The organism is Nesiotobacter zosterae, assembly GCF_033843645.1.
Taxonomy (GTDB): Bacteria; Pseudomonadota; Alphaproteobacteria; order Rhizobiales; family Stappiaceae; genus Pseudovibrio; species Pseudovibrio zosterae.
Genome location: NZ_JAWXVZ010000011.1, coordinates 82,630 through 99,406, shown reverse-complemented (window position 1 = coordinate 99,406; position 16,777 = coordinate 82,630). Strand labels below are relative to the sequence as shown.

Below are 16,777 nucleotides of genomic sequence, written 5' to 3'. Positions count from 1 at the left end.
ATCTTCTTCCAAAACCTTGTTCTCGCCCGGACTGTCATTACCCTAGAACTATGAACTTCAATTGCCATCTACCAGTGTCAGGACAGGCTTTCGCTATGCCAGAGAACCGCTTAAAAAACGCTTCAAGCCCCTACCTTCTTCAACATAAAAATAACCCTGTACACTGGTGGGAATGGGGTTCTGAGGCAATGGCAGAAGCCAAGCGGACGGGCAAGCCCATTCTTCTTTCTGTCGGCTACTCTGCCTGCCATTGGTGCCATGTGATGGCCCATGAGAGCTTTGAGGACGATGAGACCGCAGAGCTCATGAACGATCTCTACATCAATATCAAGGTTGACCGGGAAGAACGCCCCGACGTGGATCTGGTTTACATGCGCGCCCTTCATGCCTTGGGCGAACAAGGCGGCTGGCCTTTGACCATGTTCCTCACATCAGAGGCAGAACCCGTTTGGGGCGGCACCTACTATCCAAAGGAAGCGCGCTACGGACGCCCCTCGTTCAAGCAAGTATTGAACGCCGTGGCCAACACTTTCGCCAATGATCAGGACACCGTAGAGACCAATCGGCAATCCCTTTTGATGGTGCTGAACGAGCGCCCCAAGCAACCCTCCGCAGTTGATCAGGGGCTTGTCAGCGCAGCCGGAGAGCGTCTTTCCTCAATGATAGACCGTGAGCTTGGCGGCTTGCGTGGGGCGCCGAAGTTCCCTCAAGCCTCTGTCATGGAGCTCATTCTGAGAACCGGCCATCGCGAGCACAACAAAGACCTCATTGATCTTCATGCCGAAAGCCTGCGCATGATGAGCCAGGGCGGCATCTACGACCATGTGGGCGGCGGCCTTGCCCGCTATTCGGTCGATGAGAACTGGCTCGTCCCCCACTTTGAAAAGATGCTCTACGACAACGCCCAGTACATTGATCATCTGTGCTGGGCCTATTGCCACACACAGGATCCGCTCTTCATTCGCCGCCTTTCTGAAACGGTCGACTGGATCGAGCGTGAGATGGTGCTGCCGGAAGGCGGTGTCTCAGCTGCGCTTGATGCAGACAGCGAAGGCGTTGAGGGCAAGTTCTATGTCTGGACCGATGAGGAACTCTCCAACCTTCTCCCAGAGAACAACATCGAGCTGTTCCGCGCTGTCTATGATGTTCAGCCACAGGGCAACTGGGAAGGCACAACCATTTTGAACCGATCACGCCCCCTGCCCCGCCCGTTGACGGAGGAAGAGGAAGGTCAGCTCTCAGCCTGTCTTGCTCTGCTGCTAGAGGAGCGTGCAAAACGGATCCGTCCCCATAGAGATGACAAGGTGCTTCTCGACTGGAATGCCATGCTGATCTCAGCCCTCGCACATGGTTACCAAATTGTTTCACGTGAATCGTTGAAGAGCCAATTGAGGACTTTAGCTCACAGAATTTTCGAGTTTATCGAAACGCACATGAGAGAGACTGACGGCTCCATGATCCACTCCATTCGCAAAGGAGTGAAGGGCCCAGCCGCCTTTGCGGGAGACTATGCCCACCTCGCCCGTGCAGCCCTTGCTCTGGCTCGGATAGAGGATGACCCGGAAAAGAAAAGCGCCCTGATTGGCAAAGCAAAGGCACTTCTCGATCAATTGGATGCACGCTATGCCCACCCTCAAGGCGGCTACTATATGACCTCAGAAAGCGCTGCTGATCTTCTTGTGCGGCCCTATCATGCGATGGATGAAGCCATCCCGAACTATAACGCGGTCGCCGCTAACGCGCTGGTCGAATACTGGATGCTGACTGATGATGCGGCCTATCGCGAGCGCGCAGACAAGCTGATCGCCAGCTTCACCGGAGAGATCAGAGCAAACATCTTCGGAACCGCCGCCCTTCTCAATGCCCTCGACACCCGGACACGGTTCAAAAAGGCAGAGATCACCCTCTCTCCGGATAGAGAGACAGAACAGGTTTCCGTTGCTTGGAAAAGTGGCGATCCCGCTTGGTTCGCCACTGTCACGACCAAGCCCGATGCAGCCGCATCGCAGGTTTTGATTTGTTCTGAAAACGGTTGCAGTGTCCCTCTTTTCACAGCTGAGGCCATTGAAGAAGAGATCCAGCGCATCTCCTGAATGTTCCCGAAAAACAAAGAGCAGAGCCATAAAAAGCCCCTGCTCCCCTCTCCAAATTTGGAGGATTCACGTGAAACTTACCATCGCAATCAGGATTCACGTGAAACAAGATTTCCTGAGAAATCAATCTTCCCGCCAAACCTCAGCCGAAAGCCGGTAAAGAACGTGAGGGTTCAGGCGATGATCTCGATCCAAACTGGTGATGCGAAAATCCTCGGCTGGATTACGGGACATGCCGAGTTTCTCCATCACGCGACGAGACTTCATGTTGTTGTGTGCCGTGTAGGCAATCACTTCTTCCAGTTTCAGCTCATGGAAGGCAAACTCGAGCCAAGCCTTTGCAGCTTCCAGGGTGATGCCCTTGCCCCAATGGGCCTTGTGTAGGCGCCAGCCGATTTCAACGGTAGGCCACACGGGCAAGCCCAAATCACCACGTGGAACACTCAGACCGCAAAAGCCAAGAAACGCGCCTGTGGTCTTTTCTTCCACCACCGGGAAGCATTGCCCAACCTCTTCCTGCCGCGCGAAGATACGCGCAAAAACCGCATCAGCTTCTTCTTGCATTTGCGCATTTGGAAAGTACGCCATCACGTCTGCATCGCTACTCAAGGTGAAGTAGTGTTCTCGGTCCTCCTGCTTCCACGGCCTCAGGATCAAACGCTCTGTCTCAATGACAGGACTTTTCAATTGAATGGGCATTGCCCCCTCCTCCCCATTAGTACACCAACAAAAAAGCCGGCCTCATTTTCTGAGACCGGCCTGTTTCACGTGATCGCAGTACAAAGCCTACGTGTTCATTGAATCGAAGAACTCTTCGTTGGACTTGGTCTGCCTCAGCTTGTCCATCAGGAACTCCGCTGCATCCACTGTACCCATAGGGTTGAGGATACGGCGCAGAACAAAGGTCTTCTTCAGCTTGTCCGCTGGAACCAGCAGCTCTTCCTTACGGGTACCAGAACGCTGAATATCAACGGCTGGGAATACACGCTTGTCGGAGATCTTGCGATCCAGGATGATTTCGGAGTTACCTGTGCCCTTGAATTCTTCGAAGATCACTTCATCCATGCGGCTGCCGGTATCAATCAGCGCCGTTGCGATGATGGTGAGCGAGCCACCCTCTTCAATGTTACGGGCAGCACCGAAGAAGCGCTTTGGACGCTGCAGAGCGTTTGCATCCACACCACCCGTCAGAACCTTACCGGAGGAAGGAACTACCGTGTTGTAAGCGCGGCCCAGTCGTGTGATGGAATCCAGCAGGATCACAACATCGCGGCCGTGTTCAACGAGCCGCTTGGCCTTTTCAATCACCATCTCAGCCACCTGAACGTGGCGCGCGGCAGGTTCGTCAAACGTGGAAGAAACCACTTCCCCGTTCACGGTGCGCTGCATGTCTGTCACTTCTTCTGGACGTTCATCAATGAGAAGGACGATCAGATAGCACTCAGGATGATTTGTGGTGATGGACTGGGCAATGTTTTGAAGGAAAACAGTCTTACCAGTACGTGGCGGCGCGGTGATCAGGGCGCGCTGGCCTTTACCCAACGGTGCGACGAGATCAATTACTCGCGCTGACAAGTCTTTCTTCGTTGGGTTTTCAATTTCGAGGTTGAACCGATCCTCAGGATAAAGAGGCGTCAGGTTATCGAAATGAACTTTGTGACGGGCCTTGTCTGGGTCTTCAAAATTGATTTTGTTGACCTTGAGAAGAGCGAAGTAGCGCTCGCCGTCCTTCGGGCTTCGGATCTGACCTTCGACGGTATCACCGGTTCGAAGAGAAAATCGTCGGATCTGCGAAGGAGAGACGTAGATGTCATCCGGGCCCGGCAGGTAGTTTGCGTCCGGAGAGCGCAGAAAGCCAAAACCGTCCTGAAGGACTTCAACAACACCCTCGCCCACAATATCAATGTCCTGCTCAGCAAGACGCTTGAGAATTGCGAACAGCAGCTCCTGCTTACGAAGGGTGCTTGCGTTTTCGACCTCATGCTCCTCAGCAAATGTGAGAAGTTCGGTCGGTGTTTTAGATTTGAGATCTTTGAGTTTCATTTCCCGCATCAACTGGGGTCGTTTTCTCTAATGGTTCTGTGCTTGATGAGAAGTCTCAAGAACGAATGAACACTTTAATGGGTGGGGAATAAACAGAATGGCAGGACCGCGGAAAACTGCGGCGACCTCCCTTTGAGGCTTGATTACCAAACTGCTCTGATTGAAGTTGGATCGAACATAGCGGCAATTAGGCCTTCCTTCAAGGCCTAATAATCACGAAGAACTCAGAAATATCTGAGATTTGGTGTGAAACTGAAACAACTCTAAGGTTTAAAAATTACGAGGATCACAATTCCTATCATTAGAACTGTCGGTACCTCGTTGATAATCCTGAAATAACGCTCGGAATGCTTATTATTGTCCTCAGCAAAACGACGAACATGCCAACTTAATCTCACGTGAAATACGGTCATTAGTAGAACTAATGATAGTTTCAGCAGGAACCACAGGTCGAGGTAGGCATGAAGCAGGTAGACGGTGATCAAACCAAATACCCATGAAGCATGCATAGCAGGCCCCATGATTGCCTTGAGCAACCGCCGTTCCATCACCTTGAAGGTCTCACTCATTTCAGAGCCAACCTCCGCGCCCGTGTGATAGACAAACAGGCGCGGCAGATAAAACAGTCCGGCCATCCACGCGATAACCGAAACGATATGCAGCGTCTTCATCCAAAGATAAAGATCAGCCATGGTGAGAGGCCCCTAACAACTGTGATTAGTCGCGGCCCTGCACCCGTTTGACCATGTGAGCAACATGATCCGGATTTGTTTGAGGTGTAACGCCATGACCCAGATTGAAGATATGTGGTCCGTTTTTGAAGGTATCGAGCACATAGTCAATCCCTTCATCAAGCGCAAGCCCACCAGCAACCAGACGCATTGGATCCAGGTTGCCTTGTACAGGAAGCTTCTGTTGAAGAGCCTGTGCAACATCTGCCGGCACGCTCCAGTCTAGACCAAGCGCATCAACGCCGGTTTCATCGGCGAAACGATGCAGCCGTGCTGCTGAGGCCTTTGGAAAACCGATGATCTTGGCTTCAGGGCGTTCAGCCTTCACTTTTGCAATCAGGGCCTTGGTTGGCGCGATAGACCAGCGCTCAAAGCCAAGATCGTCGAGAACGCCCGCCCAGGTGTCAAAAATCTGCAGTGCATCCGCGCCCGCGTCGTGTTGGGCAATCAGGTATGTCGCAGAAGCCTCCACCAAATGATCGATGAAGGACTGCAGGAGAACCGGATCGGTGTAGGAGCCTATTCTGGCGGCCGTTTGGTCCTGGGTGGTATGACCGGCCACGGAATAGCAGGCAACGGTCCAGGGAGCGCCACAGAAGCCCAACAGGGTTGTTTCCGTAGGCAGCTCAGCACGCAGGCGTGAAACGGTCTCTATGACCGGCTCAAGGTGCTTCATGGTGCGCGCTTGATCGAGCTTGTTCACCAGCTCTGCTGACAAGGGTTCCAGAACAGGACCACGTCCCTCTTCAAAGCGAACTGGATAGCCTAAGCCATCTGGCACAACGAAGATGTCGGAAAACAGAATGGCTGCATCAAAGCCAAAACGGCGGATCGGCTGGAGAGTGACTTCGGTGGCCAGGTCCGGATTGTAGCAAAAATCGAGAAAGTTTGGTGCCTTGGCCCGCTCTGCTCTGTACTCCGGCAGGTACCGTCCTGCCTGTCGCATCATCCAAATGGGCGGTCGTTCGAGTTTTTCGCCGTTCAACACTCTTACGAGCGCCCTGTCCTGAGCTTTCATCGCCTTACCCTTATCCAAGTCCAGTTCTAATAGAATCCTCATTTATGAGGACTCTGTTTTTTCTATTAGGGAGTGAATTACAAGGATCAAACCACATCCACAATTCACCCAGAGCTCAATCGAGAAAGAACAATCAGAACCGCGAGGTCCGTGGAAAAGTTTGCCATGGAGTCAATAAGGGAGAAAAATTTGAAATTTCAATAGCTTGAAAAATGGCCTACCCTGAATAACCGAGGAATTATTTTTTTTGAATCCTGTGAATACGTGAAGAGCTCGTTGTGCAATCCAGAGTTCCAAGATCATTTCGTGAGAGATGTTCCACGAATTTCCATCTGTTGATCGATTTTGCTTTGCGGGTATGAATTTCATGCCGACTCAACGAATGGGCGAGTTATCCTAGAGTCATTCACGACCGTGGGGATTACAATATGGGAAACCAGGCTAACGTGTTTCATTTACACATGATTTCGGATTCAACAGGCGAAACTTTGATGACTGTTGTCCGCGCTGTGACCGCCCAGTTTGAAAACACCAGGCCGATTGAGCACGTTTATCCGCTCATTCGGCAGGAACGGCAGCTCGATCGTGTCATTTCCGAAATAGAGAGTGCTCCCGGCATCGTGCTTTACACCTTGGTGGAGCCCAAATTCGCCGACCAGTTGGAGCGGGCCTGCCAGAGAATTGGCACGCCTTGCGTAAATGTCCTGCGGCCGGTCCATAACGTCTTCAGCTCTTTCCTCAACGTGGACATTTCTCCACGCGTTGGCGGCCAACACGCGCTGGACGAGGAATATTTCGAGCGAATGGAAGCGCTGAATTACACCATGCTGCACGACGATGGTCAGATCAAAGAGGATCTGGAGCTGGCGGACGTGGTTCTTGTGGGTGTCAGCCGCACTTCAAAGACCCCTACCTGCATTTATCTCGCAAACAGAGGCATCAAGGCTGCGAATGTTCCTCTCGTTCCCGAAATAAAGCCGCCACGGCAGCTCATGAAGCTGAGAAAACCGCTGGTTGTCGGGCTTACAGCCAGCGCGGAGCGCATTCGCGACATCCGCCAAAACAGAGTTCTCTCCACAATTTCTTCAACGGATGATGACAGCTATATCGACAGGAAACTCATAGCTCAGGAAATCATTCGCGCCAAGAAACTGTGTAAGGAGCAAGGCTGGCCGCTGATTGATGTCACGCGCCGTTCCATTGAAGAAACTGCCGCTGAAATCATGAGCTTGCTGCGCGAGCACAAAGGTCATGATCGACATTATGCGCCCTGATCGCTATCTAAGGAAAAACCGAAGACCCATTGAGCCAAACCTCAGGTGACAGATGACCGATTTGATCCTCGCGAGCGGCAGTGCGGTGCGTGCCACGCTTTTGAAAAACGCCGGCCTTTCCTTTGATGTTGACCCGGCAAAGGTTGATGAACGCGCCCTTGAAGAACCCATGCTGGAAAGCGGTGCTTCACCAACGCAGATCGCTGTAGAACTGGCACGTGCAAAATCCTGTGAGGTTTCTTCTCGCCGTCCCGGCGCTCTTGTCATCGGGGCAGACCAGATCCTGGACTTTGAAGGAAAGCGCCTGACAAAACCAGCTGATCTTGATGCGGCCCGGGCACAGCTTGCCGCGTTCTCGGGCAAGAGCCACAGCCTCCATTCTGCCGTTTGCATCTCTCGAGATGGAGAAGTTGTCTGGGAGGACCTGTCCACTGCCACCTTGAGCGTTCGACACCTTTCAGACGCTTTCTTGGATGACTACATCGCCCGCGCAGGCGAACCAATCCTGTCGAGCGTTGGCGCCTATCAGTTGGAGTCCCTCGGCGTTCAGCTTTTTAACCGCATCGACGGCGATTACTTCACTGTCCTCGGCCTGCCTTTGCTGCCGGTACTCAATTTCCTGCGCGAACAGGGAAGCCTCTTGAAATGAGGAAGGCTGCAGTCACCGGGCATCCGATCAAACATTCGCGTTCCCCCCTTATTCACGGCTTCTGGCTGAAGACCTATGGCATTGAAGGCGAATATGGGCGTGTTGATTTGCCTCCAGAAAATGCCCTCTCCTTCCTTCAAAATTTGAAGGAAAACGGACTGGTCGGCGTCAACGTCACCATTCCGAACAAGGAAACCGCGCTTGAGGCGGCAGAAATCCTTGATGATGCGGCAAGGCAGATCGGTGCCGTCAACACGCTCTGGCTAGATGATGAGGGACGCCTGAACGGCTCCAACACCGATGCCCTTGGTTTTCTCGGAAATCTGGACCAGCGCGCGCCGGGGTGGGATGAACGCAAGGGCAAAGCCGTTGTTCTGGGTGCTGGTGGTGCCGCCCGTGCAATCCTGTGGGCTTTGCAACACCGAGGTTATCAAGAGATCCTCTTGCTGAACCGAACGCTGGAAAAAGCTGAAGGATTACAAAGCCATTTTGGCGAACCGGTCCGCTGCGAACTGTGGGAAAGTCGTTCAAAAGCTCTGGAAGGCTGTGATCTTCTTGTGAATACAACCGCGCTAGGCATGGCGGGGCAGCGCCCCTTGGAAATCGAACTGAACCTCCTTCCCTCAACGGCGGTGGTCACAGACATCGTCTACACGCCGTTGATGACAGACCTTCTCGTTGCTGCGAAAGCGCGGGGCAATCGCGTGGTCGATGGCCTTGGCATGTTGCTTCATCAGGCAGTTCCCGGATTTGAAAAATGGTTCGGCAAGCGCCCGGAAGTGACAGAGGAGCTGCGTGAGGTCATTTTGAAGGACATGGGGTTGCTCTGATGATCGTACTCGGCCTCACCGGCTCCATTGGCATGGGAAAATCCACCACGGCAAAGATGTTTGCTGAGGCGGGTGCGGCCGTTTATGACGCAGATGCAGCTGTTCATCGTCTTTATTCCGGGCGCGCCGTTGCACCGGTGGAACAGGCGTTCCCTGGCGTTTCCAAAAACGGCGTCATTGACCGGGCTGCTTTGGGCAAGATTGTCTTGTCCGACAAGGCGGCAATGGCTCAGCTAGAGGCCATCGTGCACCCTTTGGTGCATGAAGAAGAGCTTGCCTTCTTGCAGCGCGCCCGCGAGGAGCGTCGCCGCGTTGCCGTGTTGGATATCCCGCTCCTGCTTGAAAAATGGGTCCCGGACCGGGTTCGCGCTGTCTGCGTGGTCTCTGCCAGCGCTGAAGTTCAGCGCCAGCGCGTCCTTGATAGACCGGGGATGAGCGAGGAAAAGTTCCAGTCTATCCTTGCAAAGCAGATGCCCGATGCGGACAAAAGGAAACGCGCTCATTTCATCGTTGATAGCGGGCGAGGATTGGAGACCGCACGTTTTGATGTCTCCAAGGTAATGAACACGCTGGCCTACATGGCCTGAACTGGATCAGACGTATGCGCGAAATATCTTTCGATACCGAAACGACCGGCCTTAATCCTCTTGATGGCGACCGCTTGGTGGAGATTGGCGGCGTGGAGCTGATCAACTTCATTCCAACCGGGCGCGTATATCACGTCTACATCAACCCGGAACGGGACATGCCGGAAGGGGCTTTCCGGGTCCATGGGCTCTCAGAAGAGTTTCTTTCCGACAAACCCAAATTTGCAGAGATCGCTCAGGAGTTTCTCGACTTTGTGGGAGATGGCCGTCTGGTCATCCATAACGCACCCTTCGACATGGGCTTCATCAACATGGAGCTGGGACGTTGCGGGTTGCCCAACATCCCGAACGAGCAGGTGCTGGATACGCTCACCATGGCGCGGCGAAAGTACCCAACCGGGTCTGCCTCGCTGGATGCGCTCTGTTCCCGCTTCGGTATCGACAACTCCAAGCGAACCAAGCACGGTGCGCTGCTCGATGCTGAGCTCCTGGCTGAGGTTTATCTGGAGCTTAATGGCGGCAAACAGCGCGACCTGATTCTTTCGGACCAGGATGACCAATACGAGGGGGAAGACGGCGGTGGCCCGCGCCAGCGCAAACCGGCAAAGCAGCGATCTGCCCCACTGGTTCATATGCCCACTGAAGCTGAGCTAAAAGCCCACGCGGACTTTCTGGCAGGCATGAAGGGCGAACCCATGTGGAATAAGTATCTGAAGTGAGACCAAAAACGGCCGCTCGAAAGCGGCCGGTTCTTCATCACAGCATGGAAGGCAGCACCCGGTCAGGCGGACGGTGGCCGTCCATGAACGCTTTGATGTTGATAATCACCTTTTCACCCATGTCGATACGGCCCTCGATGGTCGCTGAGCCCATATGAGGCATCAGCAGCACCTTGTCAGACTTGGCAAGACGCGGGTTCACTGCGGGCTCATGCTCGAAAACATCAAGGCCAGCGCCGGCCAGTTCTCCGGCTTCAATCTGACGGATCAGCGCGTTCTCGTCGACAATCTCGCCGCGCGCTGTGTTGACCAGATAAGCTTCCGGTTTCATCAGCTTCAGGCGACGGGCTGAAAGCAGGTGATAAGTGCCAGGCGTGTGCGGACAGTGGATTGTAATCACGTCCATGCGCGCCAGCATTTGGTCCAGGCTTTCCCAGTAGGTGGCCTCCAGCCGCTCTTCCACGTCCAGAGGTTCGCGAATACGGTTGTGGTAGTGGATGGACATGCCAAACGCCTTTGCGCGCCGGGCAACAGCTTGGCCAATGCGGCCCATGCCGATGATACCGAGGCGCTTGCCCCAGATCCGGTGACCCAGCATCCACTGCGGCGACCAGCCCTCCCACTCCTTGTTCTCGATCTTCTTGATGCCTTCCATAAGGCGGCGTGGCACTGCAAGTATCAGCGCCATGGTCATGTCGGCGGTGTCTTCGGTCATCACGCCTGTGGTGTTTGTCACCGCAATGCCGCGATTATTTGCCGTCACAACATCAATGTTGTCGACACCATTGCCAAAATTCGCAATCATTTTCAGGTTGGGTCCCGCCTGCGCCAGAATGGACGCATCGATGCGGTCGGTGACCGTTGGCACCAGGACATCGGCGGTCTTCACAGCCTCAACCAGTTCCGCCTGGCTAAAGGGCGTGTCTGTCTCATTCAGCCGCGTATCGAACAGCTCGCGCATGCGCGTCTCAACAACATCAGGAAGCTTACGCGTAACCACCACAACGGGCTTCTTTTTGGGCATGATCCCCGCCTTCTGAAATTAATTGAGAGTTTGTTAACTCTACGATGTCCACCATAGGCTACTGGAAATCCGTAGCCCCCACCTGTTTTCATAAGCAGATGGCCCGTGTAAAACAAGTGTTGTCAATCAAGCCTGTTTACTCTAGCAGCCGCTTAGTGATTTTGTAGCATGAGTAGAATGATACTTCAGTCTCACTCATACAACCCAAACGCCAAACTCCTTGTTGGAAAGTCCCGATAAAGCCATGCCAAATAACAGATTCCGAGCTGTTCGTCTTTTCTTGAGTACCCTCATGATCGCGGCGTCACTGGGTTCTGTCTCTGCCCCCGTTCTTGCACAGTCTTCAGGCACCGGTGCAAGCGGCTTGCCGATCCCCCGTTACGTCAGCATCAAGTCCGACCGCGTCAATGTGCGTGTGGGTCCAAGCCGCGACCACGACATTGCCTGGTCGTTTGTGAAGAGTCGGGTGCCGGTGGAAATCATTCAGGAGTTTGAGAACTGGCGCCGTATTCGCGACTGGGAAGGCAACACGGGCTGGGTGTTCAGGACACTGCTGTCCGGCTACCGTTCAGCGCTTGTAACGCCATGGGCCGAAAAGTCTGAAACGACTCCCCTGCGCGCAAGCCCCGGTCCAAACGAGCGCATCATCGCTTACATGGAGCCGCTGGTGTTGGCAGGTGTTCTGGAATGTGAGGATGGCTATTGCCGCATCTCCGGGAAAGACTTTGAGGGCTGGGTGGATCAAACCCGCCTGTTCGGCGTCTATCCCGACGAAGACCTCTAAAAAACCACGGTATCAATCAAAAAAAGCGGCCTCTCGAGATGATCGAAAGGCCGCTTTTTCATGTTGAATGCTAAGGATGTTGGGCCCAATCAGGCCTTGTCGAGCGTCTTCAGGCTTTCAAGGCGTGGCATGGACATGATGTTGTAGCCAGCGTCCACAAAATGCACTTCACCGGTTACGCCACCTGACAGATCGGAAAGCAGGTAAAGGCCAGAGCCACCCAGTTGGTCAGAGGTTACCGAGGCCTTCAACGGGGAGTTAACCTGCTGGAAGTTGTACATCAAGCGCGCATCGCCAATGCCTGCGCCTGCAAGTGTTCGCACAGGGCCAGCAGAAAGCGCATTCACCCGGATGCCCTTCTCACCATAGTCGAACGCCAGATAGCGTACAGAGGCTTCCAGAGCTGCTTTGGCCACACCCATGACATTGTAGTTCGGCTGCACGCGGGTTGCGCCGCCATAGGTCAGGGTCAGCATGGAACCGCCGTTGGTCATCAGCTCTGCTGCGCGCTTGGCAACTTCAGTGAAAGAGAAGCAGGAGATAACCATAGTACGGGAGAAGTTCTCGCGCGTGGTATCGCCGTACTTGCCTTTCAGCTCGTTCTTGTCAGAGAACGCAATGGCATGCACGAGGAAGTCGATGGAACCCCATTCTTCCTTCAGGCGGTCAAACACCGCATCAACAGTGGCAATGTCTTCCACATCACATGGAAGCACCAGATCAGCGCCAACACTCTCGGCAAGCGGCTTCACGCGCTTTCCAAAGGCATCGCCCTGATAGGTAAAGGCCAATTCAGCGCCCGCATCAGCAAGCGCTTTCGCAATGCTCCAGCCAATTGAATGGTCGTTTGCAATGCCCATCACAAGACCACGCTTGCCCTGCATCAGCTTGCTCATATGAAACTCCTGTTGTCGGAGCGGGTTGGAGTTTCATAAGGTCCAACCCGTTCCCAATAAGACTAGTCGGTGTATCGCTTGAACACGACGGAAGCGTTGGTGCCGCCGAAGCCAAAGCCGTTGGACAGAACGCAGTTCAGTCCGGCATTGTCCTTGCGCTCACGAACGATTGGCATGTCAGCAAATTCTGGATCCAGCTCTTCGATGTGCGCAGAAGCGGCAATGAAGTCGCCCTTCATCATCAGCAGCGAATAGATTGCTTCCTGAACGCCAGCAGCACCCAAAGAGTGACCGGTCAGCGCTTTGGTCGCGGAGATTGGTGGGATCTTGTCACCAAACACTTCGCGGATCGCTTCGATTTCCTTGATGTCGCCCACTGGAGTGGAGGTCGCGTGCGGGTTGATGTAGTCGATCTCGCAGTCGAGGCCTTCCATGGCAAGACGCATGCAGCGTGCAGCGCCCTCACCGCTCGGAGCCACCATGTCGTAGCCGTCAGAGGTCTGGCCATAGCCAACAACTTCAGCGTAGATGGTCGCGCCGCGGGCCTTTGCGTGTTCCAGCTCTTCCAGAACCAGCACGCCTGCGCCACCAGCGATCACGAACCCGTCGCGGTTCTTGTCGTATGGGCGGGAAGCGCTCTCAGGCGTTTCGTTGTAGTTGCTGGACATGGCGCCCATGGCGTCGAACATGTTGGACAGCGTCCAGTCCAGTTCCTCGCCGCCACCGGCAAACACGATGTCCTGCTTGCCCCACTGGATCAGCTCAGCCGCGTTACCAATACAGATGTTGGTGGTCGCGCATGCTGCGGAGATGGAGTAGTTCACGCCGTGGATCTTGAACGGCGTAGCCAGTGTCGCAGAGTTGGTGGAGCTCATTGCCTTCGGCACGGCGGTTGGTCCAATGCGGCGTGGGCCTTTGGCGCGGGTAATGTCCGCAGCCTCCACAATCGCCGGGGTGGAGGGACCACCAGACCCCATGATGAGACCGGTACGCTCATTGCTCACCAGATCTTCAGAGAGCTTGGCGTCTTCAATCGCCTGCTCCATGGCAATGTAGTTCCATGCGGCGCCTGCACCCATGAAGCGGGTTGTGCGGCGGCCAAGCGCTTCAAAAGGGTCCACCTTAGGGGCACCATGAACCTGACACTTGAAGCCAAGATCTGCATATTCCTGAGCACGAACGATGCCGGATTTACCATCGTAAAGGCTCTGCTGCACTTCAGCTGCATTATCACCAATAGAAGAGACAATACCGATACCGGTAACGACCACACGCCTCATGAAGGACTCCCGTGGTTAAAACACGACGAGGCGCTCAAGGGCGCCCATCGATCACTGCACATGACAGAGGCCTGTTTTCAGGCCTCTTGTTGTTCTCGTAGCTACCTTGCAAAGGAAGGTTTACTTGGCGTCGTCCTGGAACAGACCAACGCGCAGATCTTTGGCAACGTAGATTTTTTCACCGTCTGCCTTAACCCAGCCATCCGCAATGGCGAGCTTCAGCTTGGAGCGCATGACGCGCTTCAGGTCTACACCATACTCGATCTTCTTAACTTCTGGTGTGATCTGACCGGTAAATTTGATCTCGCCAACCGAAAGAGCACGGCCGCGGCCTGGCTCACCCAGCCAGCCGAGGAAGAAACCGGTCATCTGCCACAAAGCGTCAAGGCCCAGGCAGCCTGGCATTACCGGGTCACCTTTGAAGTGACACTCGAAGAACCAGAGGTCAGGCTTGATTTCCAGTTCGGCGCGGATCAGGCCCTTGCCGTATTCGCCACCTTCCTCGGAGATCTCGGAGATCCGATCGAACATGAGCATTGGAGGCAGAGGCAACTGGGCATTGCCCGCGCCAAACAGCTCTCCACGTCCGCATTTCAGTAGGTCTTCGTAGTCGAAGCTCGAACGCCCTGTATGCATCCCATTCCCGCATATTTAATCGCTGTCATCGGCCACCATGCCGTGTATCGGCGCGGCGATCCTAAACGATGGTTTAGTTTTTCTGTTCGCGCTTTCCTAACACACGCTTTCGGTCAACGAAAGACCAGCGTATGGGAGAATGCGTGTGCCTAATGTCCGCAGTTGCGTTCACACAAGACTGTTCTTATTATTATTGTAAAGCGCAACTGGACCAATTCGGAATTCCAGCTATTCGCGCCGGACGCTCCGTGTGTTGAACAGGTTTCAGCAGAGGGCTCGGGGTTCTTTAGGACGACGAGTCGAGATTTCGATGTGTGGCGACATTCTCGACCAACTGAAAGCAGTCTTCTGACAAGGGAGATTGACTGCAGGGTTATTATGAACGCGATCGAAGAAAACCATGAATTTGACGTAGTGAACATGCTTCGCGAAGCAGGACTGCGTCCAACCCGCCAGCGTGTGGCACTGGCTGAGCTTCTTTTCTCTAAAGGAAACAGACACATATCCGCTGAAGTCCTGCACGAGGAAGCCATCGTGGCAAGCGTGCCGGTATCTCTTGCAACGGTATACAACACCCTGCACCAGTTCACGGAAGTGGGCCTTTTGCGCGAAGTAGCTGTTGAAGGCACCAAGACATATTTCGACACCAACACCCACGAGCATCACCACTTCTTCCTGGAAGATGAAAACCGTGTAGTTGATATTCCGGATAGTGGCCTGCGTTTGGAATCCTTGCCGACCCCTCCGGAAGGTATGGAAATTTCCCGAGTGGAAGTTGTCGTGCGCGTCAGAAAGACTCGCACCCATTAAACAACAGGGGCAGAAAAACCCTGTGAATACTTTTGGGGATTCACTTCTTGGGTTTGGCTGCGCCGGGGTTGCCTACGAAATTTTCGGGGCTTTTGCACAGGTCTGAGATGATGCACCGGGAGCATTCCGGTGCACGCGCTTTGCAAATGTAGCGGCCATGCAGGATCAGCCAGTGATGGGCGTGCCGCATGTATTGCGGGGGAATGATCTTCTCCAGCTTCAGCTCTACATCCAGCGGCGTCTTTCCCGGCGCGAGGCCCAGCCTGTTTCCAATCCGGAACAAGTGCGTATCTACCGCAATCGTGGGATGGCCAAAGGCAATGTTCAGCACCACATTGGCGGTCTTGCGCCCCACCCCTGGCAGCGCCTCCAGTTCTTCGCGGGTCTGAGGCACCTCGCCGCCGTGCTTTTCGATGAGTTGCTGCGAGAGCAGAAGCGTGTTTTTTGCCTTGTTCTTGTAAAGACCGATGGTGCGGATTTCCTCGCGAATGCGGTCTTCACCCAAAGCCACCATTTTTTCCGGCGTATCTGCGATTTGGAACAAGTGCCGTGTGGCTTTGTTCACGCCCACGTCTGTTGCCTGCGCTGAAAGCACCACCGCCACCAGCAGCGTAAAGTCGTTGACGTGATCCAGTTCGCCCTTGGGCTCCGGATTGTCTTCGTGAAAGCGCTCAAACAGGGCCGCAATCTCTGCCTTGTTATACTTGGATCGAGAGAGCGTTTTACGGCGTGGCTTTGCCGGCGTTTTTGCCTTGGCGGGAGCTTTGGTCGGCTCGGTCTTTGTAAGGGTCTTTTCGTATGCCATAAAACCTCTATACTTCACCCCATGACGAGGGACAAATACTACCAATCGCAACAGCGCGAGCGGGTGGAAGTTAGCGACCCTAATGAGTGTTTTCCCCCCTTTTTTGAGGCGGTATTGACCCCTCACAGGTCGATGTCACCCCTGGGGCTCTCTCGGGTCACTCTTGTTGCCGCTGGTTTTGCGAGCATCTATGCCGTGTTTCTGGCCGCTGTCGGCCTCTGGTTTGCACCACTCATTCTGGCTGTGCCGGTGTTGGCGCTCTGGATCGCGTTTGCCTCCAGCACCAAGTCCGGCAAAGCCTATGAGCATGTAAAGGTTTCTCCGGTCGAAATCCATGTGCGCCGTGTCTGTGGCCGGGGCCGAACCGCAGAGTTCAGGCTCAACCCCATTCACACCCGCATTGTGATCCGCAGGCTTGAGGATGAGGGCGTGACGGCGATTTCACTGATCGCCGGCGCTCAGCAGCTTTCCATCGGCGCATTCCTCAATCCCGCAGACAAAGCCAGTTTTGCCGATGCCTTTGTGAAGGCCATCCAAATGGCAAAGCGCGACGGGCTTTCAGTCTACGCCGGTTAAGCTTGGCCCGGCGTTAAGGCGC

The 16,777-nt window shown here is 54.4% G+C and carries 18 protein-coding genes; 9 read left to right on the top strand and 9 right to left on the bottom strand.

The annotated features are described in order from the left end of the window. The first annotated feature begins 50 nt into the window (after positions 1 to 50). Positions 51 to 2,093, top strand: coding sequence for a thioredoxin domain-containing protein (locus Q3Y58_RS16245; RefSeq protein WP_319622952.1), 2,043 nt, complete (start codon positions 51 to 53; stop codon positions 2,091 to 2,093). Between the two features lie 123 nt (positions 2,094 to 2,216). Here the strand turns inward: Q3Y58_RS16245 and Q3Y58_RS16240 are convergent, their stop codons facing one another. The 4 genes from Q3Y58_RS16240 to hemE form a co-directional block, all read right to left on the bottom strand. After that, entirely contained in the window at positions 2,217 to 2,792 is a 576-nt protein-coding gene (locus Q3Y58_RS16240) for a GNAT family N-acetyltransferase (protein WP_319622951.1), read from the bottom strand. 87 nt (positions 2,793 to 2,879) lie between these two features. Further along, positions 2,880 to 4,145 carry a transcription termination factor Rho gene (gene rho / locus Q3Y58_RS16235; RefSeq protein ID WP_274217662.1) on the bottom strand — a complete coding sequence of 422 codons (1,266 nt, stop codon included), beginning with the start codon at positions 4,143 to 4,145 and terminating at the stop codon, positions 2,880 to 2,882. A gap of 254 nt (positions 4,146 to 4,399) precedes the next feature. Further along, positions 4,400 to 4,828, bottom strand: a complete 429-nt coding sequence (gene hemJ, locus Q3Y58_RS16230) for a protoporphyrinogen oxidase HemJ (protein ID WP_319622950.1) — start codon at positions 4,826 to 4,828, stop codon at positions 4,400 to 4,402. 25 nt (positions 4,829 to 4,853) lie between these two features. Further along, positions 4,854 to 5,885 carry a uroporphyrinogen decarboxylase gene (gene hemE, locus Q3Y58_RS16225; protein ID WP_319622982.1) on the bottom strand — a complete coding sequence of 344 codons (1,032 nt, stop codon included), beginning with the start codon at positions 5,883 to 5,885 and terminating at the stop codon, positions 4,854 to 4,856. A gap of 428 nt (positions 5,886 to 6,313) precedes the next feature. Between hemE and Q3Y58_RS16220 the strand changes: the two genes are divergently transcribed. From Q3Y58_RS16220 to dnaQ, 5 genes are read left to right on the top strand one after another with little or no spacing between them, the layout of a single operon-like run. Beyond that, positions 6,314 to 7,159 carry a pyruvate, water dikinase regulatory protein gene (locus Q3Y58_RS16220; protein ID WP_319622949.1) on the top strand — a complete coding sequence of 282 codons (846 nt, stop codon included), beginning with the start codon at positions 6,314 to 6,316 and terminating at the stop codon, positions 7,157 to 7,159. A gap of 52 nt (positions 7,160 to 7,211) precedes the next feature. After that, positions 7,212 to 7,808 (top strand): Maf family protein, encoded by a 597-nt coding sequence (locus tag Q3Y58_RS16215; protein ID WP_319622948.1) that lies wholly within the window; start codon positions 7,212 to 7,214, stop codon positions 7,806 to 7,808. Further along, positions 7,805 to 8,638: a shikimate dehydrogenase gene (locus Q3Y58_RS16210; RefSeq protein ID WP_319622947.1), complete on the top strand. Its 834-nt coding sequence runs from the start codon at positions 7,805 to 7,807 to the stop codon at positions 8,636 to 8,638. Before Q3Y58_RS16215 ends, Q3Y58_RS16210 begins: the two co-directional genes overlap by 4 nt. Then, the gene (gene coaE / locus Q3Y58_RS16205; RefSeq protein WP_274217668.1) at positions 8,638 to 9,225 is read left to right on the top strand and encodes a dephospho-CoA kinase; all 588 of its coding nucleotides are present in this window, start codon (positions 8,638 to 8,640) and stop codon (positions 9,223 to 9,225) included. The genes Q3Y58_RS16210 and coaE overlap by 1 nt, the downstream gene beginning before the upstream one ends. Before the next feature lie 14 nt (positions 9,226 to 9,239). Continuing rightward, complete coding sequence (gene dnaQ, locus Q3Y58_RS16200; protein ID WP_319622946.1) at positions 9,240 to 9,944, top strand: DNA polymerase III subunit epsilon; 705 nt, start codon at positions 9,240 to 9,242, stop codon at positions 9,942 to 9,944. Positions 9,945 to 9,981: 37 nt separating this feature from the next. Here the strand turns inward: dnaQ and Q3Y58_RS16195 are convergent, their stop codons facing one another. Next, positions 9,982 to 10,968 (bottom strand): 2-hydroxyacid dehydrogenase, encoded by a 987-nt coding sequence (locus tag Q3Y58_RS16195; protein ID WP_274217671.1) that lies wholly within the window; start codon positions 10,966 to 10,968, stop codon positions 9,982 to 9,984. Between the two features lie 292 nt (positions 10,969 to 11,260). On the opposite strand from Q3Y58_RS16195, the gene Q3Y58_RS16190 reads away from it, so the two are divergent. Beyond that, positions 11,261 to 11,752, top strand: coding sequence for an SH3 domain-containing protein (locus tag Q3Y58_RS16190; protein WP_274217672.1), 492 nt, complete (start codon positions 11,261 to 11,263; stop codon positions 11,750 to 11,752). A gap of 89 nt (positions 11,753 to 11,841) precedes the next feature. Here the strand turns inward: Q3Y58_RS16190 and fabI are convergent, their stop codons facing one another. From fabI to fabA, 3 genes are all read right to left on the bottom strand, one after another. Next, positions 11,842 to 12,648 (bottom strand): enoyl-ACP reductase FabI, encoded by an 807-nt coding sequence (gene fabI / locus Q3Y58_RS16185; protein ID WP_319622945.1) that lies wholly within the window; start codon positions 12,646 to 12,648, stop codon positions 11,842 to 11,844. A 62-nt stretch (positions 12,649 to 12,710) separates the two neighbouring features. Beyond that, complete coding sequence (gene fabB / locus Q3Y58_RS16180; RefSeq protein ID WP_319622944.1) at positions 12,711 to 13,928, bottom strand: beta-ketoacyl-ACP synthase I; 1,218 nt, start codon at positions 13,926 to 13,928, stop codon at positions 12,711 to 12,713. Positions 13,929 to 14,048: 120 nt separating this feature from the next. Then, entirely contained in the window at positions 14,049 to 14,564 is a 516-nt protein-coding gene (fabA, locus tag Q3Y58_RS16175; RefSeq protein ID WP_274217675.1) for a 3-hydroxyacyl-[acyl-carrier-protein] dehydratase FabA, read from the bottom strand. A 378-nt stretch (positions 14,565 to 14,942) separates the two neighbouring features. Between fabA and irrA the strand changes: the two genes are divergently transcribed. Further along, entirely contained in the window at positions 14,943 to 15,374 is a 432-nt protein-coding gene (gene irrA / locus Q3Y58_RS16170) for an iron response transcriptional regulator IrrA (RefSeq protein WP_274217676.1), read from the top strand. 40 nt (positions 15,375 to 15,414) lie between these two features. On the opposite strand, the gene nth is transcribed toward irrA, so the two are convergent. Further along, positions 15,415 to 16,179 (bottom strand): endonuclease III, encoded by a 765-nt coding sequence (gene nth / locus Q3Y58_RS16165; RefSeq protein WP_319622943.1) that lies wholly within the window; start codon positions 16,177 to 16,179, stop codon positions 15,415 to 15,417. 21 nt (positions 16,180 to 16,200) lie between these two features. Between nth and Q3Y58_RS16160 the strand changes: the two genes are divergently transcribed. Further along, the gene (locus Q3Y58_RS16160; protein WP_319622942.1) at positions 16,201 to 16,755 is read left to right on the top strand and encodes a DUF2244 domain-containing protein; all 555 of its coding nucleotides are present in this window, start codon (positions 16,201 to 16,203) and stop codon (positions 16,753 to 16,755) included. Positions 16,756 to 16,777 lie beyond the last annotated feature (22 nt).